The organism is uncultured Shewanella sp. (genome assembly GCF_947501225.1).
Lineage (GTDB): Bacteria > Pseudomonadota > Gammaproteobacteria > Enterobacterales > Shewanellaceae > Shewanella.
This window is the reverse complement of sequence record NZ_CANMUW010000011.1, coordinates 136,471-162,797: the sequence shown is the minus strand read 5'-3', so window position 1 is coordinate 162,797 and position 26,327 is coordinate 136,471. Positions and strand designations below refer to the sequence as shown.

The 26,327-nt window shown below is 49.1% G+C and carries 22 protein-coding genes; 12 read left to right on the top strand and 10 right to left on the bottom strand.

Features of this window, described 5'->3' with window-relative positions:
- Positions 1-128: 128 nt before the first annotated feature.
- Entirely contained in the window at positions 129-695 is a 567-nt protein-coding gene (locus Q1B47_RS15725) for a TMEM165/GDT1 family protein (RefSeq protein ID WP_299795516.1), read from the bottom strand.
- A 753-nt stretch (positions 696-1,448) separates the two neighbouring features.
- On the opposite strand from Q1B47_RS15725, the gene Q1B47_RS15720 reads away from it, so the two are divergent.
- Both Q1B47_RS15720 and Q1B47_RS15715 read left to right on the top strand, forming a co-directional pair.
- Positions 1,449-2,627 (top strand): aromatic amino acid transport family protein, encoded by a 1,179-nt coding sequence (locus Q1B47_RS15720; RefSeq protein WP_299795542.1) that lies wholly within the window; start codon positions 1,449-1,451, stop codon positions 2,625-2,627.
- A gap of 219 nt (positions 2,628-2,846) precedes the next feature.
- Positions 2,847-5,003: a S46 family peptidase gene (locus Q1B47_RS15715; protein ID WP_299795514.1), complete on the top strand. Its 2,157-nt coding sequence runs from the start codon at positions 2,847-2,849 to the stop codon at positions 5,001-5,003.
- Between the two features lie 363 nt (positions 5,004-5,366).
- On the opposite strand, the gene Q1B47_RS15710 is transcribed toward Q1B47_RS15715, so the two are convergent.
- The 5 genes from Q1B47_RS15710 to Q1B47_RS15690 all read right to left on the bottom strand — a co-directional run bounded on the left by Q1B47_RS15710 (position 5,367) and on the right by Q1B47_RS15690 (position 10,143).
- Positions 5,367-5,669 (bottom strand): DUF2004 domain-containing protein, encoded by a 303-nt coding sequence (locus tag Q1B47_RS15710; RefSeq protein ID WP_299795512.1) that lies wholly within the window; start codon positions 5,667-5,669, stop codon positions 5,367-5,369.
- Positions 5,670-5,781: 112 nt separating this feature from the next.
- Entirely contained in the window at positions 5,782-6,273 is a 492-nt protein-coding gene (locus tag Q1B47_RS15705) for a rod shape-determining protein (RefSeq protein WP_299795510.1), read from the bottom strand.
- Positions 6,274-6,723: 450 nt separating this feature from the next.
- Positions 6,724-7,467, bottom strand: a complete 744-nt coding sequence (locus Q1B47_RS15700) for a pseudouridine synthase (RefSeq protein WP_299795540.1) — start codon at positions 7,465-7,467, stop codon at positions 6,724-6,726.
- Positions 7,468-7,595: 128 nt separating this feature from the next.
- The gene (locus Q1B47_RS15695; protein ID WP_299795508.1) at positions 7,596-8,288 is read right to left on the bottom strand and encodes a hypothetical protein; all 693 of its coding nucleotides are present in this window, start codon (positions 8,286-8,288) and stop codon (positions 7,596-7,598) included.
- Between the two features lie 496 nt (positions 8,289-8,784).
- Positions 8,785-10,143, bottom strand: a complete 1,359-nt coding sequence (locus tag Q1B47_RS15690) for a Na+/H+ antiporter NhaC family protein (protein WP_299795506.1) — start codon at positions 10,141-10,143, stop codon at positions 8,785-8,787.
- Between the two features lie 367 nt (positions 10,144-10,510).
- Between Q1B47_RS15690 and Q1B47_RS15685 the strand changes: the two genes are divergently transcribed.
- Complete coding sequence (locus Q1B47_RS15685) at positions 10,511-11,059, top strand: DUF3087 domain-containing protein (protein WP_299795504.1); 549 nt, start codon at positions 10,511-10,513, stop codon at positions 11,057-11,059.
- Positions 11,060-11,192: 133 nt separating this feature from the next.
- Positions 11,193-11,987: a transporter substrate-binding domain-containing protein gene (locus Q1B47_RS15680; protein ID WP_299795501.1), complete on the top strand. Its 795-nt coding sequence runs from the start codon at positions 11,193-11,195 to the stop codon at positions 11,985-11,987.
- A gap of 37 nt (positions 11,988-12,024) precedes the next feature.
- Here Q1B47_RS15680 and Q1B47_RS15675 read toward each other — a convergent pair whose 3' ends face one another.
- Entirely contained in the window at positions 12,025-12,954 is a 930-nt protein-coding gene (locus tag Q1B47_RS15675; protein WP_299795499.1) for a LysR family transcriptional regulator, read from the bottom strand.
- Between the two features lie 126 nt (positions 12,955-13,080).
- On the opposite strand from Q1B47_RS15675, the gene Q1B47_RS15670 reads away from it, so the two are divergent.
- From Q1B47_RS15670 to lgt, 4 genes are all read left to right on the top strand, one after another.
- Positions 13,081-14,550, top strand: a complete 1,470-nt coding sequence (locus Q1B47_RS15670) for an NAD-dependent succinate-semialdehyde dehydrogenase (protein WP_299795497.1) — start codon at positions 13,081-13,083, stop codon at positions 14,548-14,550.
- 70 nt (positions 14,551-14,620) lie between these two features.
- Positions 14,621-15,904, top strand: a complete 1,284-nt coding sequence (gabT, locus tag Q1B47_RS15665; protein ID WP_299795495.1) for a 4-aminobutyrate--2-oxoglutarate transaminase — start codon at positions 14,621-14,623, stop codon at positions 15,902-15,904.
- Positions 15,905-16,281: 377 nt separating this feature from the next.
- Positions 16,282-16,812, top strand: a complete 531-nt coding sequence (locus Q1B47_RS15660; protein ID WP_299795493.1) for a GNAT family N-acetyltransferase — start codon at positions 16,282-16,284, stop codon at positions 16,810-16,812.
- Positions 16,813-17,005: 193 nt separating this feature from the next.
- A complete protein-coding gene (lgt, locus tag Q1B47_RS15655; protein WP_299795491.1) occupies positions 17,006-17,797 on the top strand; it encodes a prolipoprotein diacylglyceryl transferase in 792 nt (263 codons plus the stop codon).
- A gap of 41 nt (positions 17,798-17,838) precedes the next feature.
- On the opposite strand, the gene Q1B47_RS15650 is transcribed toward lgt, so the two are convergent.
- A complete protein-coding gene (locus Q1B47_RS15650) occupies positions 17,839-18,849 on the bottom strand; it encodes a WD40 repeat domain-containing protein (protein ID WP_299795489.1) in 1,011 nt (336 codons plus the stop codon).
- Between the two features lie 386 nt (positions 18,850-19,235).
- Here Q1B47_RS15650 and Q1B47_RS15645 point away from each other — a divergent pair, with 386 nt between their 5' ends.
- From Q1B47_RS15645 to Q1B47_RS15635, 3 genes are read left to right on the top strand one after another with little or no spacing between them, the layout of a single operon-like run.
- On the top strand, positions 19,236-19,979 hold the full coding sequence (locus Q1B47_RS15645; RefSeq protein ID WP_299795487.1) for a (Fe-S)-binding protein: 744 nt from the start codon (positions 19,236-19,238) through the stop codon (positions 19,977-19,979).
- A gap of 10 nt (positions 19,980-19,989) precedes the next feature.
- Positions 19,990-21,363: a lactate utilization protein B gene (locus tag Q1B47_RS15640; RefSeq protein WP_299795485.1), complete on the top strand. Its 1,374-nt coding sequence runs from the start codon at positions 19,990-19,992 to the stop codon at positions 21,361-21,363.
- A 4-nt stretch (positions 21,364-21,367) separates the two neighbouring features.
- Positions 21,368-21,937 (top strand): LUD domain-containing protein, encoded by a 570-nt coding sequence (locus tag Q1B47_RS15635; protein WP_299795482.1) that lies wholly within the window; start codon positions 21,368-21,370, stop codon positions 21,935-21,937.
- Positions 21,938-22,087: 150 nt separating this feature from the next.
- On the opposite strand, the gene Q1B47_RS15630 is transcribed toward Q1B47_RS15635, so the two are convergent.
- A complete protein-coding gene (locus Q1B47_RS15630; RefSeq protein WP_299795480.1) occupies positions 22,088-22,984 on the bottom strand; it encodes a LysR family transcriptional regulator in 897 nt (298 codons plus the stop codon).
- Between the two features lie 152 nt (positions 22,985-23,136).
- Positions 23,137-23,877, bottom strand: a complete 741-nt coding sequence (locus Q1B47_RS15625; protein ID WP_299795478.1) for an ABC transporter substrate-binding protein — start codon at positions 23,875-23,877, stop codon at positions 23,137-23,139.
- A gap of 347 nt (positions 23,878-24,224) precedes the next feature.
- On the opposite strand from Q1B47_RS15625, the gene Q1B47_RS15620 reads away from it, so the two are divergent.
- On the top strand, positions 24,225-26,276 hold the full coding sequence (locus Q1B47_RS15620) for a sodium:proton antiporter (RefSeq protein ID WP_299795476.1): 2,052 nt from the start codon (positions 24,225-24,227) through the stop codon (positions 26,274-26,276).
- The last annotated feature ends 51 nt before the right edge of the window (positions 26,277-26,327 follow it).

Here is a 26,327-nt window from a genome sequence, read left to right as displayed (position 1 = left end):
TATAAGCTATAAGCTATAAGCTATAAGCTATAAGCTATAAGCTATAAGCTATAAGCTATAAGCTATAAGCTATAAGCGGTAAGTTCTGTTAGCTATTTTCTTAAAACTTAAAACTTAAAACTCGTAACTTAAAATATCAGTGTAACCACACCCAGCAGTGCAAACAGCAGCGCACAACCTCTGTGGATCAGGGTCATAGGCAGTTTTTCCGCACTGAAATGACCGGCAATGACCACAGGCACATTGGCAATCAACATGCCTAATGTAGTCCCCATAACGACCATGGCGAGAGCATCATATTTTGCTGCCAGCACTACGGTTGCTATCTGCGTCTTGTCCCCCATCTCGGCAATAAAGAACAGGATAAAGGTCGCGATGAAGGGGCCCATCCTGTAGAAACGACTCTGCTCCTCATCCATCTTATCGGGAACCAGAACCCAGAGTGCTATGGCAAAAAATGACCCCGCAATCAGGTATCTGGCAAATTCAGGACTTATCAGACCTATGGCCCATTGGCCAAACCAGGCCGAAGCAAAGTGGTTGACTAACGTAGAGAGAAATATGCCGAGAATGATAGCCGTTTTTCCCCCTCTGAGGTGACTGAATCTGGCGGCGAGTATGAGAGCAAGTAGTTGAGTTTTATCACCGATTTCGGCAACTGCGACGGTGAGTGTTGATGCGAGTAAAGCTTCCAAGTTGAGTGTGTCCTTCTTTAGGGGGGCAAAAAATCCGAGCGCAGTCCCACCGCCCCCCAATTTATTAAAAATAATAAGCGGTAACTGCACTCAGGTCTTGCCTGGCAACATGACTCATCGAGCCCGTTGCTGTGAACACCATGGCGATGTGGCCAAGTATGTTGATGCTCACTCTGCTTAGCCTGTTCATCTGCCTGAGTCGATATGAGACAAGCATGAGGCAAGCGAAACAGTTAGCTACTCCCCTGAAGTAGTGCGGGGATTATACTTAAGCGGGCTTTACGTGCAACTCTTTCTATCTGTTTTGAGGTATGTACGGGGAATCTAACCATTTTTACAAAGGTCAGCCGAACTGGGCAGTTTAGGGATTGCTTTTAACGACTCGATACGCAGATGTTACATCTTTGGTTCCAGCCATACTTTGTACAGAAGTGGCTTGCCCAGCGGGGGCTGAGCTGTTAATGTCTTTAACAATCATTTTTTAGAGTATAGAGTCGTAATGCAGCAGTTCTATCAATTTTCTTCTCGATTTATGCAGCCTCAGTGGCTGAGTTAATTGGGTGAATACACTTATTGATTAACTTAAGCCGTTGAGGCCAATTGAAATCATGGTGGTCGATAGACCCGATTCGATTGGAGGCTGTTAATCTTGATTTGATGTCTTGCTAAATCTCTCCTTCAAAGTCGTTCTAAATTTGACCCGCCTAAACAGTAAAAAAACAGATCTAACAGGACAATTTTGTGAATTTAAAAATGCTCGGCTCTATCGCTATCGTAGCGGGTACCGCCATCGGTGCCGGAATGTTAGCCTTGCCTCTGGCAACGGCAGCTCTTGGGATCATTCCCGCCATACTCCTGCTCGTCGTTATCTGGGGTGTTTCGGCATATACCTCGCTGCTTATGCTGGAGATCAATCTTCGCACCGGTGTGGGCGATAATGTGCACGCCATCACAGGAAAAATACTGGGCAAGCGAGGCCAGTTTGTACAAGGGGCTTCCTTCTTAAGCCTGCTGTTTGCTCTGACTGCGGCATACCTTACCGGCGGCTCATCGCTGCTGGTTTTGAAAGCCGAGACCATGTTTGATGTCGTGTTAGATAGCCAAGCCGCCGTATTATTATTTACTCTGACCTTGGGGCTTTTTGCTGCCTTCGGTGTGGCTTGGGTAGATAAGCTCTCCCGTATTCTTTTCTCTTTGATGATCGCGCTTCTGGTGGTCACGGTTGGTTTCTTAATGCCTGAAGTCAGTCCATCTAAGATGGCGGTTGCCGCGATGGAGGAGGGGAATCTCGATGTCTGGATGGCAGCGATTCCCGTGGTATTTACCTCATTTGGTTTTCACGTCTGTATCGCAACCTTAGTGCGTTATCTCGACGGCGATACTAAGACACTGCGTAAGGTGCTCTTGATCGGTTCGACGCTGCCCCTGCTCTGTTACGTTCTATGGTTATTGGTTACCCTGGGGACCGTTGGCGGTGAAGCCATTCACGGCTTTGCCGGTTCACTGCCTGCACTGGTGAGCTCTCTGCAGGAGATAGCCGCTCAACCATGGGTGAGTAGGTGTATCTCGCTATTTGCAGATTTTGCCCTGGTGACCTCTTTCCTCGGTGTGACCCTGAGCTTGTATGACTTCATCGGAGAGCTGACCCGCGCCAGAGCCACAGTTGGCGGCCGCATTCAAACCTGGCTTATCACCTTCGTGCCTCCGGTACTGTGTGCGCTCTATATTCCGGAAGGCTTCGTGGCAGTACTGGGCTTCGCGGCAATTCCCCTGGTGGTGATGATCATCTTCCTGCCGATAGTGATGGCGATGAAGCAGCGCCCACTGGCAGCTGAGAGTGGTTATCAGGTAGCGGGCGGAACCCCGGCGTTAGCCATTGCAGGCTTGTTAGGTGCCGTGATCATCGTGTCACAACTTTGGGTCGCGCTATAGGCGCTGGCTGACAAGCTTACAGCTTTGTAAGGGAATAATTCAGGGGCTGTCGTAACTATGGCCGCTTATGATAGAGTCGTGTTCGAATATGAAAATATCGGACCCGGCTTTTTTTTGCCCGGTTTAAAACAAAGCAATCATTCGCAATGTAATCAACACAAGCAACACAAGCAACACAAGCAAATTGATCGAATAATAATTCAAAACGGACTTAATAAAATGAAAAAATGGCTTCTTACTGTCGCTGTCGCCGCCTCTTTCGGTGCTCAAGCCGACGAAGGTATGTGGCAACCATACCAACTGCCTGCCTTAGCCGATGAGCTTAAGGCTAAAGGGCTGGAGATAGACGCAAAATCGATCTCGAAATTAACCGAATTCCCCATGAATGCCGTGATCAGCCTGGGCGGCTGTACCGCTTCATTCGTTTCGCCTAAAGGCCTTGCCGTGACTAACCATCACTGTGCCTATGGCTCGATTCAGTACAACTCGACTCCTGAGAAAAACCTGCTTAAAGATGGCTTTCTGGCCAAATCTTATGGTGAAGAGCTGCAGGCGACACCGGGCTCGCGTATCTATGTGACCGAAGCCGTTACCAACGTGACTGACAAGGTTAAGAAAGGGTTAGAGAACAAGGTAGGTAAAGATTTTTATCAGGGGATAGAGCATAAGGAAAAGTCTCTGGTCGCCGAGTGTGAGAAGGAGGATGGTTACCGCTGTCAGGTCTATAGCTTCCACGGTGGCCTGGAGTATTACCTGGTAAAACAGCTTGAGATCCGCGATGTACGCCTGGTGTACAACCCGGCAGGAAGCGTGGGTAAATATGGCGGAGATATCGATAACTGGATGTGGCCTCGCCATACCGGTGACTTCTCTTTCTACCGTGGCTATGTTTCCAAGCAGGGTAAGCCAGCCGACTTCAGTGAAGACAATGTACCTTATGAGCCAAAGAGCTTCCTGAAGGTGTCGGCTAAGGGCGTGAGCGATGGCGATTTTGTCATGGTTGCCGGTTATCCTGGCCGAACTAATCGCTACCGCACCGCCAACGAGGTCGAGAATCAGTTCGAGTGGGCATACCCGGAAGGTAAGATGCTGCGTGAACGTTTTATCGAGATCATCAAGGAAACGGCGCCCGAGGGCAGCGACGAGCGTATCAAGTATGAGAGCCTGATCGCGGGTCTGGCTAACTATGCCAAGAACTTCACCTCTATGATCGAATTTTATGGCAAGTCGACCATGCTCGATGATCGTAAGGGACGTGAGTCAGAGCTGGCTAACTGGATCAATAAAGATAGCAAGCGCAAACAACAATATGGTAAGACACTGGCCGAGCTGGACAAGCTGATCGCAGAGGGACAGGAGCACCAGGCGCGCGACATCATCCTGGGCTATATCCGTTACACCACCATGGTGCCTACGGCGCGCAAGTTATATCGTTTGGCCAATGAGAAGCAGCTTGATGATATGGCGCGTGAGCCAGGCTATCAGGAGCGTGACATGATCCGCTTCAAGTCTTCCATGGAGCGTATCGATCGTCGTTATGCAGCCAGTGTCGACAAGGCGATTCTGTTTGATATGTTGAAGCGTTACGCGGTGCTGCCTGCCAGCGAGCGTATCACTGCCTTAGATAAGGTGTTCGGTATCGGTAAGAAGCTTGACGAAGAGAAACTGTCTAAGACGTTAGATAAGATGTATGCCAAGACTCAACTTGGTGATATGGATACCCGTCTGGTCTGGCTGGATAAGTCGGTTGCCGACTTTAAGGCATCGAACGATCCCTTCATCAAATTTGCCGTTGCCATGTATGATACGGACATGAAGCAGGAGAGGAAAGATAAGGAGCTTGCGGGTAAGTTGATGAAGGTGCGCCCTCAATATATGGATGCCATCATCGCGTATAACACTGAGCAGGGTAAGCCTGTCTACGCCGACGCTAACTCGAGCCTGCGTGTGTCTGTGGGTAATGTGAAAGGTTACTCGCCTCAGGACGGTCTGCAGGCCGTGCCATTCACTCGTTTAGAAGGTATTTTGGCTAAAGATACCGGCGTGAGTCCGTTCGATGCACCGTCTAAGCAACTCGAGCTCATTAAGCAGAAGCAGTATGGTGATTTTTACGTTAAATCGCTGGACTCGGTACCGGTTAACTTCCTTTCTACTTTAGATACCACAGGCGGTAACTCAGGTTCACCGACTCTGAATGGCCGCGCCGAGCTAGTTGGCCTGCTGTTCGATGGTGTATATGAGAGCATCATCGGCGACTGGGGTTACGATCCAGAGACTAACCGCTCTATTCAGATCGATAGTCGCTATATGCTTTGGGTAATGAAGTATCTGGACAATGCAGATAACTTGTTAGCCGAGATGGAGATCGTTCACTAGCCATCAGTGGCGAGGTTCGAGGCTTGAGTTTCGAGCTTAATAGAATATAAACGGGCACTTTTGTGCCCGTTTTGTTTTTTACCCATCAGGGTTTTACTTGTCAGATAACAAGTTTCAAGTATCTTTTTGTTTCTCATCTGACGTTGTAGGTGTTTAGTCCGATATTGAATGGCATGGCTTAAATTTAATCTATAGCCTGCGGCTCGCTGAATGTGCGAACACTTCTGTGACACGGCGCGAGTATACCCCTATAGCCTCTGCGACAGCATCCCTGCTGTCGAAGGTCACAGCCGCGTTCACACTCGAGTGTGTTTCTCTTCGATTTTAGCTGTATTTGCTGCTTTGACTTGTTAGGCGTTTTTTCTAACTCTCCATCTCGATGTCTTCGATTGATCCACCTTCATTGAAAGACACACTTAATACGTAGTCTGTAACTTCCTCCGGTAACGTAAAGTCATAGACTTCTTCGTTATCCCATTTAGAGCGTAGAATCAGCAGGCCAATCACTTGCTCGCTTGACGGAGCCTCTGTGCCCAGATGTTTTTGCCAGTAACTTTTAGGAAGCTCTTCTATGTGATGTGATACAAACTCATCGATGCCGTACTCACCTTGCTCAGTAACGGATGACTTTTTAATTCCTTCAAGTGCTTTAGCTTCGTTACTCATTTAGCCACCTAACGCCACTCAAATAAGTGAACTATGTGCTTGCGGTCGATTTGCTCAGCAAATGGCATGACAGCCTTGGTAAATTTTAGTTCAGAGGCTTGTTAGTTGCTAACTACTCCAAAGCCAGCATTTCTTCTTGTTTTACAATCTCTTTGAAATTAATTGTTGATGGTTCTAATGTTCCTTTACCTTGGTAAATTGCAACATCCCTTGCACCAGCTCCCAGAGCCATTTCTCGAAATGCTCTGATTTCTATCATAGTTAAGCCACCCTCGATTTTTTCCATTGGATGAACAATTATTGCGGGAGCAAGTGATATGAATTTTTTACCAACGAGTTTTTTTACGATTTCTTGAAGTAAGCGCTCTCCAATGAAGAAATCACGAAGAAGCGATCTTGGATGGGAAAATGGATTTACAGGACTAATGTACGCATTATTACCGAAAGCTGTAACGTGTTTTGCTCCATTCTTTCGAGTTTCTATTTGCAATAATGGTTTCTCATCAAATACTTCATTGCTTTCTACATCAACAACCCTAATCCGGTTTTCCCATATTTGAATATACAGAGTAGGGCCAAATTTATTGATAAAACTACGAATCATGAACCAATCCTTCCGTGGCAACTAAAGTCTTATTCAATAGAAGCTCGATGACGTTCTTAGCTGCTTGTTCAGTTAGATAAAGCTATCATTTACAACTTGTTGGTGCAAAAGGATTATCGACTTCAAAAAAGTCATTCAAAACAGCAAGATTAAAAGATGCGTGGATGTTTATGAGGTTTACATAAGCCATTACAGGATTTCACAACAAGCTGATATTTTGCGGGTAAAGCCTAATCGAAGAGAGAGTCTTCTTTTGAATACCCAGGTGTGGATGCGTCTGAGGGTATCGAAAACAAGGATGTTTTCGTTAAGCGGCCAAGGAAGGCTTCACAGCGGCCCGAAGAAGTGTCCACACATTCCCCCGCCGGCTAGGCGTTAGATAGCCATGAAGCTATGACCTTCAAACAAACATCCCAATACCATTGGGCAAAAGAAAAATGTAATCAGTCTTCATTCCAAGGCTGATCTCAGCTTTGTTATCTCAGGCTCAGTCAGTTGCCGCATCTCACCCTCGTTAAGCGTGCTCAGCTCCAGGGTTTGGATCTTGGTTCGCTTGAGGTCGATAACTTTGAAACCCAGGGCCTGGCTCATACGGCGTATCTGTCGGTTCAATCCCTGGGTGAGTACTATCTCAAATTTATCGTCATCAAGACGTTTCATCTCACAGGGAAGGGTCGTAACATCCCGGTAGCTGACACCCTGCGCCATTAAGTGCAGGAAATCATCACCGAAAGCTCTGTCGACTCTGACATGATAAACCTTGGAGTGGCCAAAATCCGGGTGCATCAGCTTCTGGGTCAGCTCGCCATCGTTGGTGAGTAACAAAAGGCCGCGGGAGTCCTTGTCTAAACGGCCGACAGGGTAGAGTCTGGGGGCGGCGGGCAGTAGGTGCAGCAGTGAATCGGGATCGCCTGGCAGAAGACGGCAATCTGTGCCGACGGCTTTGTTTAGCATCCAGTACTGTTTCGCCTCTATGCCCTCAACCCCAATACCGTCGAACAGCAGCGTCTCTCTGCAGTCTGTGCCACCGGGTGTCTCCATGAGTGTCACGGTATCGATATGATTTGCCGGGCGCCCGTCAATCGTTATCAGGCCGTCGCGAATGTAGCGCGTCGCGGCCCTGCGGGAGCAGAGCCCTGTCAGAGCCAGGTACTTCGCGAGTCTGACCTTGTTCGCTACCGGGGCTTTCGCCATCGAAGTGGTTGCCTGAGTAGCCTTAGCGGTTGAAGTCATAGAGTCTGTGAACAGAAGCGGTAATCGTTAGTTGGGGGAGTTTAACATCTAAATGATTCGCTCACCGCTATATTCGGTTGCCTTAGGGGTTAATCCGATGCCTGCATCCTTGCATTGTGTTCGGCAATCTTTCTGACATTGAATGCGAGCAGGATGCACCAAAGCATGGTGACATTGGTTTGAAACCACATATTGAGTGCGACCCAGCAGACCTCAGATGTTTCGTGGGAGCAGGGCTGAAAATCCAGCTGGCTCCAATCGAGCTGATAGATGAGCCCTGAGGCGCTGATAAAGCCAAAAATAGCCAGTAAAAACAGTGGGGTTGAGCATACCTCTTTATGGTTTATTCGCATGCTGATGGTGAGCAGATGAAGAACAAAGGTGCCGATTAAAAAGCTGGTGGAGACGAGCCTGTGTTCATATAGGTAGTTGATCGGGAAGACACCGATAAGAATAATCGATAAGCCGACCCAGAAGCCCGCAAATGAGAGGTAGTGGCTGAAATCACCCAGCCTGAGCTGGTATAGACCATACATGGCTAATAAGATGCACGAGCCGGCGGTGATCAGGGACATGTTATAAACATAGGCCAGTGGTGAGTGGATATAATCCCCAAGAAAATCGGCACGTCTGAAAAAGACTTCGATTCCGATCCTCTGATATTCGGCCCAGATCGAGATGGTGATGCCAACAGAGGTCACGAGTGCACCGGCTAAGATCATCCAGATCACCAGACGGTGGAGATCATAATGGGTAGAGTGGGCATTGAGTTCTGACTGCATCTGTCTGCACTACATGTTCTATCGTTTAGTAACAAAAAGGAGCACAGCTGGCTGTACTCCTTGACTGGGTCTCATTATCGAGACGCGATATCCCTATCTGTTTCAGCCTAAAAAGAGTATTGGTATAGCACTATGACGATTCTCATATCGGCAATATCAGGCTATGGTCACTTTATGTTCCGGCTGAATGACTCACCTAAGGTGCCCTATTTTAGCGGCACCTTCAATACCACTATAGTTATAGGTTATTAATATGTGAGTTGCGAGGTTATGGCGCCGAAATAGGAGGTGCTGGCAGCGATGCTCTCCATGTAGGAATGGCTTTAGCCACGAATGTTTATGGTTAGCTACGAGCTACGAGCTACGAGCTACGAGCTATGAGCTACGAGCTACGAGTTATGAGTTATGAGCTATGAGCCAGGAAGAGAAGGACTAAAAGCGGAGAAGGTGCCTGTTCCCGCAACCTTCTCTGCTTCGATGTTAGCTTACGCTGTAATCAGGCGACTCGCTTACGGAAAATCACGATAGAGATAGCAACCAGGGCTAAGATCATGCAATACCAGGCGTGAGTGACAGCCTCCAGCGGCGAGATGGTAAAGATTGAGGCCAGCAGGAGTGCCTGTGCACCGTATGGGATAAGTCCCTGCACTATGCATGAGAAGATATCCATGATGCTGGCGGCGCGCTTTGGTGTGACCTCGTGTTTCTGGGCAAGGTCTTTAGCGATATCTCCTGTGACAACAATCGAGACGGTGTTGTTGGCGACACAGGTGTTTGTCAGGGCGACAATACCCGCCATGCCAAGCTCTGAAGCGCGAGTAGAGGCTTCGCCCTTAGCCTTAGAGAAACGTGTGATCAGTTTTTCAATCAGCTCATTGACGAAGGCCAGTCCACCTTGTTGCTGCATCAATGCCGCTAAGCCGCCTACAAGCATAGAGAGGATAAAGATCTCCTGCATGTTGGTGAAACCGGTATAGATATCCTGTCCAAATTGGATTAGGCCATAATCCATGGTGAACAGGCCTGTGATACCCGCCAGTAAAATGCCTATGGTAAGAACCACAAATACATTTAAGCCGGAAATGGCCAACACTAAAATGGTGAGGTAAGGGATCACCTTAATAATATCTATCTCCTGAGGCGCGACCTCGGCCTGGCCCTGGCCGACGAGTGTGAAGATGATTAGGGTGATGACAGAAGCGGGAATGGCGAAGATTAAGTTTTCTCTGAACTTATCTTTCATCTCACAGCCCTGGGTTCGTGTCGCCGCTATCGTGGTATCGGATATGATCGAGAGATTGTCGCCGAAAAGGGCGCCGGAGATCACAGCACCCGCCATAATGGCTAGCTCAATCTGAGCTTCGTTAGCCACACCTAAAGCAATCGGGGCTACGGCAGCAATTGTACCCATCGAGGTTCCCATGGCGGTTGCAATGAAGGCGGCGATGACGAAGAAGCCTGGCAATAGCAGGTTTGACGGTACCAGAGACAAGCCAAGAGCCACAGTTGCGTCTACACCACCGGTGGCTTTAGCCACGGATGCAAATGCGCCGGCTAACAGGTAGATAAGGCACATGGCGATGATATTTGAGTGACCGATACCTGCGATAAAGGTATCTATGCTTTGATTCAGTTTCTGTTTCGATATGATGAGTGCAAAGATTATGGCAGGCAAAATCGCGATAACGCTGGGAAGCTGATAAAACGCAAAATCAACGCCCTGGCTCTGAAAATAGACACCGGCACCGATAAACAGGGCCAGAAATAGAAAAAGGGGAAGTAGTGCCACAAATGAGGCACCGGGAGCAGCGTTTTTGGCCGAGCTGGTTTCTTGGGTATTAGTGGAAATCGTCAAAGTGTTCTCTCTTTTCGTCGTTCATCAAACCATTGGTTCTTAGCCCTCCTAGCTGGAACAGGTCGTCATCTCTATCTTTTATCTAACTCATGTTAACCAAAGTTTAGTCAATGTTTAACTAATGCTTAGCTGTGAGCCTAAAATGACGCAATGGTACATCTCAATGAACGAGAGGATATGAGATTTATAGACGTCTGTCAATTTAGACGTCTAGATGTTTTTACTTCTAGGTTCGCATTTTCACCGTTTGCAGACAAAACTGTGCATTCAATCACCGAATTCATTCAGTCTTAAGCCCCTCCTGAGATACTATGACTTAAGTTTTACGCAGAACAGAATTGTGCCCTGTCTAAGAGGTATTGAAGGTATGAAGTTACGCGAAATTGATAAGAGTATATATAAAAAAAGCCTTAACCTTGTCAGTCTGGGCTTGGTTGTCGGTCTGATCATCCTGTCACTGGGGTTTGGTGCCGCACTTATTGCCGCCTTCGGTGTCGATGCCAGCCTGGCAAACAGGGCCGAGGGGGAGTCAACCGGTAATTTTCACCTTAACTTACTCGGCGTTATCTTAGCCTTAGTGGTGTGTGGCGGCGTATTGTGGCGGATAAAAGATAATCCATTTCTTGCCGAGGTCTACTATGTATGGCGACTAAAGGCACTGCATAACCGCATCTATCGCCAGCTTAAGCGCATTAAAAATGCGGCGAGTGCAGGTAATCTGGATGCGCTCATTGTCTTGAGTTTTTACTATACCAGCCTGAAGCAGGTCTACCTGCTTGATAATAATACCCTCACGCTCTCAAAATTAGAGCAGGAGATATCAAGGCTGGAAGAGACGATTAACGAGCAGGCAGTAACTGTGTCTCCCGAAATGTTTGAGGAGTCGATGCTGACGGGTTTCAGCCCTGAGGCTTGAAGGGGAAGTTGATGCCGTGAAGCGAACGTTATCCATATTGCACTCTAAGGTGAGCAGGGGGATTTTAGTCTAAACTTGGTGGGTAGAACTTTTGCCAAGACTCGGTTGGCGCAAGCGTTTATTCGGGTGAGTCATGAAAAGAATCGTCATAGTGCTAACGCTGTTTTTGTACATCTGGCTGCATTGTCAGGTGAGCGCCGAAGAGACACTCGATATTGCGATATTGGAGTATCCCCCCTACGAGTATACCGTTAACGGTGAATTTCATGGCGTGTCTGTGCGTCTGGTTGAGGCGGTTTTTCAGCGCATCGATCAGCCCATCAAGTTACAGGTCCTGCCCTGGTCCAGGGCGCTGAAGTTCCTCAAAGAGGGGAAGATCGATGGCTTGATCGAAGTTTTGATTGTCCCGGAACGCTTGAGCTATATCGACTTTAGCCAGGTGGTGCTGATGGAGGAGAGGATAACCCTGTTCGTCGTCGAAGACTCTCCGATCACCTTCGATGGTGATCTGACAGCGTTGAGTGATTACCACTTTGGCGCGAGGCAGGATTTCAGTTATGGCTCTATCTTTGATGAGGCGGTAGCCGACAGGGTCATTAAGCGAATAAGCATCGAAGTTGAGTTCGATACCCTGCTCCTTAAGTTATGCACCGGCGATATCGATATTCTTATCGGTGAGAAGGATACGATTCACTACGCATCCAGTCGGGTCAAGGTGCTGCAAAATACCTCCATTAAACGATGTAAGAACATCAAGCGGCTCTCACCTATCATCCAGACCACCTCTGCCTATATGGGCTTCTCTAAGGTGAATGGCCTCACTCATATCAGGGATAGGTTTGACGAGGCCCTGACCGAGATGAAACGTGACGGCAGCTATAGGAAGATAGTCGAGACCTGGTGGTCCGAGAGTGCCTATAAGCCCTGATCCCTGTTTGAGTCACTTCTGATTTGTTTTCAGCTTGCTATGGCTTAGTGCTAAACACTGCTTCGAAAGCGGCTTTCAAAAGCTCCACCTTGCTGGTCTCTCGCGGACTTTTCTTAAATACCATCGACAGGTTAAATTGATAACTTGCCGAATCCGAGTGGATTATCCTCATCTGCTCTGATTCCAGCTCGCTCCGGATATAACTCTGTGGCAGGTAGCCGATATAGCAGCCGGAGAGGATCAGGGTTTTTCTGGTGTCGAACTGATACGCCTTTGCCGAGAGGTTCAGTTTCTTCAACTGCTCGCGTCCCTCGAAGTCGATATCTATACCCGGATGGATCGAGGGTGTCCGCGCTAACATCTCGGGAGTGATCGCTTCATCGCTCAGCTCGAAATAGGGGTGATTGCAGCTGCAACACAGATAGATAGGCTCACTGAAGATGGTCTGGTAGCTCAGCCCTTCGATCTGCTGATAACTGGGCAGTAAGCCGACATGAGCCTTGTCCTGCAATAGTGAACGCTCGATATTGTGGATGGCTTCCCCGTCTAAGATCAGATGAAGCTGAGGTTCTTTTTTGTGCAGGTATTGAACCACCTTTGCGAGTTTCTGCTGCATGGTACTGTCGAGTTGATCGGCGCAGAGCAGAATCAGTTCGCCACTAAGCTCCTTACCTAAGCCATTGACCAGCAGTGAAAAATCATTTAGCGAGTCAAACAGTTCTATGCAGGCGTGATAGACGGCTTGTCCATCTTCGGTTAAGGCAAATCCGCCACGCCCCCGGCTGCAGAGCTTAAGCTTCATTCGGCTCTCAAGGTTAGACATATGCACGCTGATGGTCGAGCGGGTGACACCCAGCTCGGCTTCCGAGGCCGAGAAGCCGCCGTTTTCAACAACGGTACGAAAGATGCGAAGCAGTCGCAGATCGTACTCTGTTATGGCTTTTGGAATGATCGAATGTTTGCCCATAGTTTTACCACTATAAAACATAAGGTTTAATGTTTTGTATTTAACATGAGTTCATTTTGCGATTCAATAGGAGCATTGGTTTAAGAGGTACATTTAATGGCAATCTCTATTTCTGCAGGAGTGAATATGCAAGATCTTAAAGACACCAGTCTGGTAAAAACCGGCTCTTATATCGATGGTCGATGGGCTGAGGCCGACACTGCATCCCCTCAGACTTTCGAAGTGACCAACCCTGTCGATGATAGCGTCGTTGCCAAAGTCCTCAATGCCGGTATCGATGAAACCGAAGCGGCGGTAGTGGCCGCAAAGAGAGCCCTGCCGGCCTGGTCTGCAAAGTCGGCTAATGAGCGAGCCGCGATTCTAAGAACCTGGTTCAACCTCATGATGGACAATCAGGACGATCTGGGACGGATCCTGACACTGGAACAGGGTAAACCACTCGCCGAGGCGAAGGGTGAGATAGGTTATGGCGCCGCATTTATCGAGTGGTTTGCTGAAGAGGGGAAGCGCGTCTATGGTGATACGATTCCCGCGCCATCGGGTGATAAGCGTATCGTCGTCATTAAGCAGCCGGTGGGGGTTGTGGCATCTATTACTCCCTGGAACTTCCCTAACGCCATGATCGCCCGTAAAGCAGCGGCGGCATTGGCGGCAGGCTGTACCTTTGTGGTTCGCCCCTCTCCATTGACACCGCTGTCGGCGCTCGCCATGGCCGAGCTCGCCGAGCGGGCAGGTGTTCCTGCAGGTGTATTTAATGTCGTGGTGGGCGAAGACGCCGTTGGCATGGGGAAGGTGCTGACACAGCATCCCGACGTCTCAAAGTTTACCTTCACCGGCTCCACGGCGGTGGGCAAAATTTTGATGACTCAAAGCGCAACGACGGTGAAGAAGGTCTCCATGGAGCTAGGTGGAAATGCTCCCTTTATCGTCTTCGATGACGCGGACATCGATGCCGCCGTGCAGGGTGCGCTCGTTTCCAAGTACCGCAATGCAGGTCAGACATGCGTCTGCACTAACCGCATCTATGTTCAAAAAGGGATAGCCAAGGAGTTCACCGATAAGTTTGCCAGTGCGGTTGCAAATCTGACAGTGGGAGATGGCCTCGCTGAGGGGGTGGCTATCGGCCCTATGATCTCATCGGCCGCGGTGGACGGTGTCAGTAAGTTGGTCGATGACACTCTCGCCCAGGGAGGCAAGCTCTTAGCCGGAGGTCAGCGCAGCGAAGTGGGCGCTAACTTCTTCGAGCCGACAATTGTCACCGGCGTCACTAACGATATGCCATTGGCGCGGAACGAGATATTTGGCCCTGTGACACCTATTATCGGTTTCGATACCGAAGAGGAGGCGATCGCCATGGCCAACGACACCGAATATGGATTGGCAGCCTACTTCTACTCCCGTGATATTGGCCGTATCTGGCGGGTCGGTGAGGGGCTGGAGTTCGGCATGGTAGGGGTAAACGAGGGAATTATCTCCAATGCCGCGGCACCGTTTGGCGGGGTGAAGCAGTCCGGGAGTGGTCGGGAAGGCTCTAAGTATGGTCTCGATGATTACCTGGAAATTAAGTACCTGTGCATGGGTGGCCTGGATAGATAAATAGAGCGCCAGACACCAGGAACCTAGAACCTAGAGTCTGGCGCCTGTATCAAATCAAAGGATGAGAGTTATGACGAACAGCAGCCTACAAGCGCGTAAATCCAAAGTTATGCCCCGCGGTCAGGGTAATGTCTACCCTGTGTATGTCGAGCGCGCGAAGAATGCCGAGCTATGGGATGTAGAGGGTAAACGGTATATCGATTTCGGTACCGGAATTGCGGTGTGTAATACCGGCCACAGCCACCCTAAAATTGTGGCGGCAGTCAAGGCTCAGTTAGATAAGTTCAGCCATACCTGTGTCATGATCAACCCCTATGAGTCGGCGGTTGAGTTGGCCGAAAAGCTGACCGCTATCGCACCGGGTGACAGCGATAAGAAGGCCATCTTCGTCACTACCGGCGCCGAAGCGGTAGAGAACTGCGTCAAGATTGCCCGCGCCCATACAGGCCGCAGAGGAGTTATCGCATTTAATGGCGGCTTTCATGGCCGAACCAACTTAACCATGGCGTTGACAGGTAAAATCACTCCCTATAAGCACCTGTTTGGGCCATTTGCCGGTGATATTTATCATGCTCCATATCCCATGGCTTTTCATGATGTATCTGTAAGCGACTCGCTTAAGGCACTGGAAAATCTGTTTAAGGTGGACATTGCACCGAGTGATGTTGCGGCCATCATAGTTGAGCCCGTGCAGGGCGAGGGCGGCTTCTATGCCGCCCCGGCAGATTTTTTACAGGCACTGCGCCGACTCTGTGATCAACATGGTATCGTCCTGATAGCCGATGAGATCCAAACCGGGTTTGGCCGAACGGGTAAGATGTTCAGCTTTGAACACGCGAATGTCGAGGCGGATCTGATGACCATGGCTAAAGGAATCGCCGGTGGATTTCCTATCGCGGCCGTCGTGGGCAGGAGTGAGATAATGGATGCGCCTCTGCCGGGAGGCTTAGGCGGTACCTATGGCGGCTCTCCCGTGGGCTGCGTTTCAGCCCTGGCGGTATTGGAGGTGATGGAGGAGGAGAATCTGGTTCAGCGGGCATCACTCATCGGCAGCATCTTCCATGAGCAGCTTACTTTGCTGAAGAAAGCTTATCCGGATCTGATTGGCGAAGTTCGTCATCAAGGAGCTATGATCGCCCTGGAGCTGGTCATCGACGGCGATGCCGGCAAACCAAATACCGAGCTCACCCAGGCCATTATCGGCAAAGCCGCCGAGCACGGGCTGATACTCCTGGCTTGCGGCTTCTATGGTAACGTGATCCGCTTCCTGCCGGCGTTGACGATAGAGGATGAGATAATCAGCGAAGGACTGGAGAGATTCACTAAGCTGTTTAATGAGCTTGCGGGGAGTTAAGCAAGGAGCAGCCTTGAGCTGCGAGCTGTAGGAGCGGCTTTAGCCGCGAATGTTTATGGGCTATGACCTGCAGGCTATAAACAGTAAATTACAAGTTTGAAGTCAACACCTCGTCCCTCTGTGGCGGGGTGTTTTTTTATACCTGAAGTGTACCGACTCCCTTGCTTGTAGGGCATTCTAAATCTGTCTCAGAAGCCATCCTGATGATCCTGCGTCGGTAAATAATCTCCGGGATGCAGATTTGAGCATAAAAATATGAACATATGGGACTAGACTATTAGTTAGTAGAGCTAGAAAGTAGTTAGTAGAGCTAGAAAGTATTAGAGCCGCACCATGGCTTGTTATCTGTAGCGCACAGGATTGTGCAAGGAGTGAATGTGGATATCTCAGTGGTAGAGTCGTTTGAATCGACAGCTTTAGCCTCGGGTGAGCATCTCAAAGAGGAGTTATCTTCGCTGCTGATCGATTGCGTTGAGAGCGGCGCTTCGGTCGGCTTTATTCATCCCTTTGTTCATACCGATGCTATGGCCTATTGGGAAGGTGTCGAAGCCGACATGAGCTCAGGCATACGCAAGCTCATTCTGGCGCACGATGGTGACAAAGTCTTAGGCAGTGTCCAGCTTTGTATGGCAGATAAGCGTAACGCCCAACATCGCGCCGAAGTCGAGAAGTTGATGGTGCGAACCTGTGCCAGAGGAAAGGGGATTGCAAAGAAGTTGATGCTTAAGCTCGAACCGCTGGCGTTAGAGCTGGACAGAACGCTCATCGTATTAGATACACGTAAGGGGGATGTTGCTTCTACCCTGTATCTGAATCTAGGTTATAGTTTCGCCGGAGAGATCCCAAATTTCGCCTTGAGCTCAGACGGTGAATATGAGGCAACCGTCCTGTTCTATAAAGAGCTTTAACTTATTTACCCGGCGATTTACCTTAGGTTAACGATTAAACGGAGAGCATGTGAGTGACACCGGCACTCTATATCTGTTTCTCAGTAAAATTCAGACACATCTTTAGGGTAAACAGTGCTTGCCTAATCAAGAGTATCAGCGTAAAACTCCTGTCAGATAAACAATTTTCTCGCATTAAATCGGAAGGCTTAATTTGGACCACTTTATTTGGAATATCGATCCTGTATTAATCTCGTTTATGGGGCTTAAGGTACATTGGTACGGCGCGCTGTTTGCCACGGCGATTGCATGTGGCTTTCAGGTGATGAAACGCATCTATATCAAGGAGGGACTTGACGTCGATTCGTTAGATAACCTATTGATATACTGTGTTATCGGGATCATTGTCGGCGCCAGGTTAGCCCATTGCTTCTTCTATGACCCCGCCTATTACTTTAGCCACCCCTTAAAGATCTTCGCTATCTGGGAGGGGGGCTTGGCCAGCCATGGTGGTGGTTTAGGCGCTATCTTAGCGCTCTTCTATTATCATAAAAAAGTGAAGATGCCGTTTCTCTATCTCCTCGACAGACTGGCCATAGCTACCGCGATATTTGGTTTCTTTGTCAGGATGGCAAACTTTATGAATTCGGAGATCCTTGGTGTGCCAACCAATGCACCATGGGCCATCATCTTCGAGCGCGTCGATATGCTGCCCCGTCATCCGGCGCAGCTTTATGAGGCCGTTGCGTATCTGGCTATCTTTATCGCTCTGGTAGCTATCTACAAATACACTAAGATGAAGCAGAAAGAGGGTGCGATATTCGGCCTCTTCCTATGTCTGGTCTTCGGTGCCAGATTTGCTATCGAGTTTGTGAAGGTGAAGCAGGCTGCTTATGCTGGTGATTGGGTCATGAGTGCCGGGCAGATGCTGAGCATCCCCTTCCTCGTGGTCGGAATCGCTCTGTTGATCTTGCCTTATGTTAAGTCCAAAAGCGCAGCCCAGTAACTCTTCAAGATATAATGTCGTTTCGTGAAGCCGAAACGACATTATAGTCCCGAGCTGGAGAGGTGAAGCGGTTCGATAGCCCAGCTCTCTAATGCGCCGTCTGAACTCAGGCTCCATAGGGTATTCGAAATATCGACTGCCATAGAGAGCACAGTCGTTCCGGCTGAGAAGGCGGTGATATCCCACCTTGCCAGCTCGGCTCCAGTCCTGGCATCCCAACTGGCTAACTCCTGCTTCGAGGAGGAGGTGATAAGCATCTTACCCCGGTCGACAAATAGTGCCTGGCGAAAATAGCGGTAGCGCTCCAGATAGTCGAGTTTGGTTAGAGTCTGCGCCGTTAATGAGTCGGCGATGAACTGATTATCCAGTGCATCGGCAATAAATAATTTTCGATTGGCTTCATCATATGAGACGCTGGTTATACGGAATCGTTTGGCATACTCCTGTATCACTGTACCTGTAGTCGTGGCCCAGAACAGCAGGTTACCGTCGTGAGATGCCGACATCACCTGCTGGTTTTGTGCCGCATATTTCACGCGGGTCACCGGTCCATCGTGAAGCAGAAACATGGAGATCTGACCATTCACCAGGTCTACGGTGAATACCGAACCTTCGTTCAAACCAATCAGTACCTCATTCCCCGTATGGCTCAGGTGCAGGCTGGTGATTGTCGCCTCAGGATCGAACCCCTTAACCTGCCAGGTCACGGTGAGTTTTCCTGTATGTATATCATAAATTGAGACTCTGTGTTTACCGGCCGTGCCCAGCAGACGCTTATCTCCCGACATTGAAATATGGTAGAGCTCTTCGATGAGATCAGACTCGTTCCATTCGTTAAGTAAACTTTTGGATTGGTTATCCCATACGGAGAGTCGATGGTTGCGTGTCAGCAGTGCAGAGGTAGTCCCGTCTGCGGATATTTGAGCCGCCACGACACGATCTCTGGTTAGCCTATCTGTCGATAGTGATGTTTTATCCGTGGCAGGGTCACTGCAAGCCGTCAGGGTGAGCATCATGCAGGCGCAGAGCAGGGCAAGCTTGATAACTTTCACTCTCCTCTCTCCTTGCTTTGCATTATGCCGATAGGCATTAGCCTAACACACTCTTAGGACCGATAACTAAGGTGCCATCATCAGGCTTTATCCTATTCTGGTGCCCCAGATTGATGGATGAGCTGTTATGGGGATTTAAGCCGAACGGTATTACAAAGGGCGTTAGTTTGTTGTGAATAGGTGGGGAATATTAGCGGGCTCTGTTTCATTTTTGGAAATATTGTGAGTCATATTTACTAAATTAGCACTACTTATTATTTGGGTAATGCCTAGACTTGTGGCTATTAAATAACCCTGCCACCGGGGAGATGTATCTGACTGATGGCTTTGCAGTCGATGAGTGATGAGTCAGGTACCCGCGGCAGCCAACAATAAGAGAACGCCATATGAGAGTCGCACTTTTCATTCCGTGTCTGGTGAATCAGATGATGCCGGATGTGGGTATTGCCACATTAGAGTTGCTGGAAAAGCTTGGTCACCAAGTGATACTGCCTGAGGGGCAGACCTGTTGTGGTCAACCTATGACCAACTCGGGTTGTTTCAATGAGGCTAAGAAAACCACCCTCAAGTTATTGAATGCATTTAAAGGCGTTGAGTGCGACGCTATCGTTTGTCCGGCGGCCTCATGTCTGGTTGCAGCCAAAGAGAATTTTCATGAGTTCGATTCCAGCCCTGAAGCACAGGCGGTGATAGACAAGCTGTATGAGTTGACTGAGTTCCTGCACGATGTTTCCCCTATCCCGGTATTTAAGAAGCCATTCGCCCATAAGATCAGCCTGCAGATGAGCTGTCACGGTATCCGCATGTTGGACCTGGCTACCCCCAGCGAGCAGATGGGTCCCCGCAACAACAAGGTTGAAGCTGTGTTGAGTCAGATCCCTCAGGTCGAAATTGTCTATCCTGACAGACGTGATGAATGCTGCGGCTTCGGTGGCACCTTTGCCCTGGATGAGGGGGCGGTATCAGGCAAGATGGGTAAAGATAAGGCGCAAGCCCATGCGGCAACCGGCGCGGCCTATGCGGTAGGTTTCGATCCCTCCTGTCTGCTACATATCGATGGCATGATTAAACGCCAGAAATTGCCGATTGAGATCCGTCACATCGCCCAGGTGATTAACGCCGCACTATAGAGAGCCCACTATGTCAAATAACAATTCAGCGGTACATGCAAAGAAAGCCGAGATATTTTGTAAGGATGAAACCAGAGTCGACTGGCACTCTAAGGCCCTGTGGATGTTACGTGAAAAGCGTGACCGTGCAGCCGGTGGCCTGCCGGAGTGGGAGCAGCTACGTCAGATTGGATCTGAGATGAAGTTACACACTCTGACGAACCTGGGACAGTATCTGGAGGAGTTTGAGAAGAACTGCCTCGATAATGGTATTAAGGTTCACTGGGCTAAAGATGGTGCGGAGCATAACCGCATAGTGCATAAGATCTTAGCCGACAAGAAAGTGAAAAAACTGGTTAAGTCAAAATCTATGTTAACCGAGGAGTGTCACCTGAACCCTTACCTCGAGCGGGAGGGGATAGAGGTGATCGATACCGACTTAGGTGAACGGATCATTCAGCTTGCGGGTCAGCCGCCATCACACATCGTGGTACCGGCTATCCATATGAAGAAGGAGGAGGTCGGTGATCTGTTCCATGACAAGCTGGGTACAGAGGCCGGCGCGTCAGACCCAACCTATCTGACCCGGGCAGCAAGGGCTCATCTGAGAGAGCAGTTCCTGTCGGCCGATGCGGCGATGACAGGCGTCAACATGGCGATTGCCGATAAAGGTGCCGTCGTTGTCTGTACCAATGAAGGTAACGCGGATATGGGCGCCAACCTGCCCAAGTTGCAGCTGCACTCTATGGGAATCGACAAGGTTGTGCCCGATATCGAGAGCGCTTCCGCCCTGTTGAGAACTCTGGCACGTAATGCTACGGGTCAGCCGATCACAACCTATAGCTCCTTCTACCGCGGTCCACAGGATGGCGGCGAGATGCACGTCATCATCGTCGATAACGGCCGTACCGATATGCTTAAAGATAAGATATTGGCTGAGTCGCTCAAGTGTATTCGTTGTGGCGGCTGCTTAAATACCTGTCCGGTTTACCGCCGCTCGGGCGGTTACAGCTACAACTACACCATCCCCGGTCCTATCGGCATTGCCGTCGGGGCGCAGAGTGATGATACCAACTCTATTCCATGGGCTTGTACCCTATGTGGCAGCTGTTCTTATGTTTGCCCGACTAAGGTACCGTTAGATAAGATCATTCACCACCACCGCCGATTGAAAGCCGAGGCCGGTAAACTGCCCTACGGCAAGAGTAGTTATATGCCTCTGGTGGGGAACTTCATGGCCAGCGAAGCCATGCTTAACTGCTCTATGAGTGTTGCCCGCACCGCACTGAAAGTCCTTCCCGGTAGTCTTCTCAAGCCATTCTCTGGTGCCTGGGGTAAATACCGTGAACTTCCTACCGCTCCAAACTCAAGCTTCGAAGCTTGGTTTAAGAAAAACAGAGGCTAAAAAGATGTCGAGTAAAGATTATATTTTAAATGCGCTTAAGAGCTCGGCCATCGCTCCTCAGGCTATGCCCGTATTCAATGTGGCTCCACGAATTGATGATCTTCTTGGTCAATTCGAAACAAACCTTAACACTGTCGCTGGAACACTGCATAAGCAGGGCGGGTTAGAGGCACTGCAGCAGAAGGTCGATGAGCTTACTGCTCAGGGATTGCAGGTTATCTCCATGGTCGATGGTGTTAAGGGAAACCGTGAGGTTACCGAGACTGCTCACGAGCTCAAGGATATCGATTATGCCGTGATCCCAGGTGATGTTGGCGTTGCCGAGAACGGGGCTATATGGGTGAACAACAAAAACCTGGGACACAGAGTCACACCATTTATCTGTGAGAATCTGTTTTTGGTTCTGCAGGCCGATTCGATTGTCCCTAATATGCATCAGGCGGCATCTAAGCTCACTCTTGAGAAGGGAGAGTTCGGTACCTTTATCGCAGGTCCGTCAAAAACCGCAGATATTGAACAGGCACTGGTTGTCGGTGCCCACGGCGCCTGTAGTTTGAACGTGTATCTGGTTTAAGTAAGAGAGGTGAAGTTCCTGTTGTTTTGCAACAGGTTCACTTTGATATTTGATTGTTCTGCCCTGAGTTTCAGGGCTTGCTAGCCGCAGTGAACTTGAAAATATGATGGCGGCTCAAATCTTTGAGTCGCCTTTTTGACCACCATAGAGCTATAGTGCAAATAAGCTCTCGGCTTTTGACTGCATAAATTCAATAAAGAGTTTGACCTTAATCGGTTGCTGGCTTCGCTGATGATACAGCATGGAGATCCGGCGCTGCTCTCCTGCCCACTGTGGCAGTACCTCGACTAATTCACCTGATTTCAGCTGCTGTTTCACAAATAGTGCGGGTCCATACAGGATACCCCCATCATCTACGGCGGCGTGCACCGCACCATACAGATCGCCAAGGGTGAGTTTTGCCGGACCATCGTAGTAAAAATCTTCCCCGCTCTTGTGTTTCAGTGTCCAGTTAAACAGGGGCCAAACCTTAATCAAGTCATGTTGACTGAGTTGATTGGGGTGGGAGATCTTTGGGGCTCGGGCCAAATAGTGTGGTGAGGCATACAGGCCATAATTGAGCACACCGAGTGAGCTGGAGACCCAGGATGAGTCGGGCTGAGCACCGCCGACGATAGCAATATCTACCCCCTCTTCCACCAGATCAATGGTGTTATTATTTTGCGCGATATGCAATTGAATATCGGGGTGCATCTTAGAGAACTCATTTATTGCACCGATAAATATCATAGAGATTATCGAGATAGGGGCGGCGATTCTCAGTGTGCCTTCCGGCTTATTAATCACAGAGTCAGAACAGCTGTCGAATTGAGAGATGGCATCCTGGTAACGTTTAAACAGCGCCTCTCCCTCTTCGGTAAGACGTAGTTTTCGGGTGCTGCGCATGATGAGCTGAGTATCCAGGTTCTCTTCGAGTTTGTGCACCTTACGGCTCACTGTGGCGATAGGCATGTTTAGCGCTTTAGCTACCTGTGAGAACCCACCCTTATTGACCAGATGGACAAACAGATAGATTAGTTGCAGCTCGCAAGCCGGGTTTGAACTCATTGAAACAGCCTTTCGCGTTGATACCTATAGGGGAATTATAACAAGGTTGGTTCAGGCCTTATTGAAGTAAATCAGTAAATCTCTATTTAGCAGCTTGTTATACTTGATTGTCGTTATTCAGACTGGCGTTAAGCGTAATGAACCAGCTTCTGTTATTTCAGGTATTTATCGTATATTTCCTGATAGCGCCCGGTCTCTTTCAGATGCTTCAGACCGGCATTGAAATCATCCCGGATATGTTCATCCCAAAATACCGGTCGATAGTCCATTGGGTTGAATTCAACAAAATGATGCTCCTCAACCGGTTTAGGATCGAACCCTTTTTCCCGTTTCAGGTGTAGGGTGAAATAATTAAAAATATTACGATCGCTGAGCACCACATCATAATGCTGTCTGTCGAGGGTCAGTGCCTGTAGCGCCTGATTGTTCTGTTCGTGATAGAGGTTTGACTGCTGAACATCTGTTAACCATTCAGGGTATCGTTTGGCGGCCCCATGAAAGGCTATGACACTCAGCCCCTGCAGATCTTCCGGCTTCTCGATAGTGAGGTTTCGCTCTTTGAGTGTGATAAAGACGTTGTCATAAAACACTGCTGGATCGCCGTAGAGGGCCCCCTCTGACTCCATATCCCGACCCAGATCCGTCATGGCGGCGTCTACATTGCGGGCTAAGAAGGCGATCGGGATCCTGGCGAAGGGGTAATACTCAGGTTTCAGCACATGGCCGCGATAGGCCAACGCCTCTCCTATTACCTCGATCTCAATGCCCGAGTCGGTGGCGGGAAAACAGAAAGGGGGGATCTTCTCGCCGAAAGCCACTCTAACCTCGGCAGCCGTCAGTAATGAAGAGGGTATCCAAAATAGGATTAGTAGAAAAAGTTTGCTTATATTCATTCTCTAGCTCTTGTTTTTGATTTCATTATCAATGTAATGCGTTATATCAAATAAGGATTAGCTCGAGACATTTCGCTAGCTCACTATGATATCCATTCGGTCAGAATTAACGGATCTCAGCTCAATAAGTACCAGTATGTAATATATATGTTACCCCCGTAATCGTACAACATCTGCCCTTCTTCGTCAGTTTAAACTTTGCTTAACTACTCAGATCAGACCTCTGAGTCGTACTTATGGATATCTGCAATTAACAGAGCTTCTATCGGTCACTACCTTTGGGTAATTACCTTTTACGGACTACTTTTAATAGAGAGGATATAGGGAAGTTATCGATAGGAGATCTCATGCATATGCAAACGACCTTACTCTTGTTGGTCTTTTTTGTGATAGCGATATTAATGGGAATAGTTCTTCGCAGGCTATTGAAAAACACTGCGATTCCTTATTCGGTAGCCCTGTTGTTGCTGGGGATGTTAATCGGAACCGGTCTGGATTTCGAATTTCAGCTGCCGATTCTCAATGAACTCAGTTCGGCCTTTGTGCTCGCCAGTCAGCTGGATGCCAATCTGATCATGTTTATCTTCCTGCCTGCACTGGTGTTCGAGTCCGCTTTCTCTCTCGAGGTGCATCTGTTTAAGCGCATGTTTTCACAGATAGCGGTGCTGGCCATTCCCGGCTTAGTGATATGTACTCTGTTTACGGCAATTTTGAGCCTGACAGTGCTGCCATGGCACTGGTCTCTTGGCACCGCCCTGATGTTCGGCGCTATTGTCAGTGCGACCGATCCGGTTGCCGTGGTTTCCCTGCTTAAAGAGATGTGTTCGCGGGTCAGGTTGCAGACATTGATCGAAGGAGAATCTCTGCTCAATGATGGTACGGCGATTGTGATGTTTACTCTTTTTCTCTCGCTGGCGACACAGATAAAGCCTGAGTTTAATCCTCTGGATGTAACCATTGAGTTTCTTCGTGTCGTTTCTATCGGTGTGCTGATCGGGGCGGTAGTCGCGGCGATAAGCCTGAGATTTATCGGCTCAATATTCAATGACAGCCTGATTGAGATTGCCTTGACACTGGTGCTGCCCTATCTGGTTTTCTACCTCGCCGAACACCTGTTTCATGCCTCGGGGGTTGTGAGTGTCGTCACCCTGGCGCTTATCTACGCCGGGCCGGGGAGAACGCGATTCTCTCCGGAGGTGATGGAGCATCTGCACCATTTTTGGCACACCCTCTCTTTTCTCTTCAATACCCTGATCTTTATCCTGGTGGGGCTGGTCGTCTCTACCCGCCTGGGTATCGCAGATCTCTCCAACTGGCAGTATTTGGCGGTCATATTCGCCGGCATCTTAGTGATACGTGCCATGGTCATAATGGGGTTGATGCCTATCCTGGCCAGAATAGGCATAGGGCTGACTAAAGAGAAGTCGATAGTATTGATATGGGGCGGGCTGCGTGGTGCGGTATCACTAGCGTTGGCGCTAATCGTCGCCACCAACGAATCCCTTGATATTCAACTGCGGGACCAGATCCTGTTTCTGACCGCCGGAATCGTGGTATTAACCATTATAGTGAATGGCTCATCTATGCGATTTGTGATGGCGAAATTAGGCTTAGATAAGCTCCCTAAGGCCAAGCAACAGGCGTTTGCCAAGGTTCAGCATAAGATCTCAGACGAGATCATCTCAGTACGGGAACGGTTACATGCCGATGAGCACCTGAAGGCGGTGAACTGGCCGCTGGTGGATAGCAACATAGTATCGGTCAGTGAACCCTTTAAAGATGAGCGGAGCATGGAGACCCATGTAGAGTTTCTGCGTAAACTGCTGGAGTCTGAGCGTCAGTTTTACTGGAATCAGTTTGCCAAGGGGTTATTGAGTCAGGATGCGACCCATATTCTGGTCGAGGCCATCGAGAAGGCGCTCGATGGTACGCCCAGAATATGGCCCAGGCATTCGATTGAGAAGCAGTGGCAAATTCCCCGATGGTCTCAGCGCTGCGCCTCTGTTCCATTAATTGGTGCCTATGCCAGGGGCATAAATTACAGACAACATATCATCATCTTCGAGAGTGCCAGGGGCTTATTCGAGGCAAGCCAGTATATACTGGAGCTGGCGCCGAGTCTGTCACTGGAGCCGGCTCAGCTCGAGCAGGCCATGGCTCAGATAAAGCAGGTGAATCAATTTGCAAAGCATACCCTGAATGATTTCAGGCAGGAGTCTCCGCATCTGGTAGAACGTGTGGAGTCATACCTGGCTCTGCGCATATTGTTAAATACAGAGCGCAAGATGATTCAAGAGCTCTCCCATGAGGGGATGATCTCACAGATCGATGCGGAGAAGTTGATCGAAGCGGTGGAGTTTAAGATGCATCAAAGCAGGAAGCAGAGCCAATTAACTTAGTTGTTCCAGCTTGTAAAGGGGGTCAATAGCATCAAAGGTATTGACCCCTTT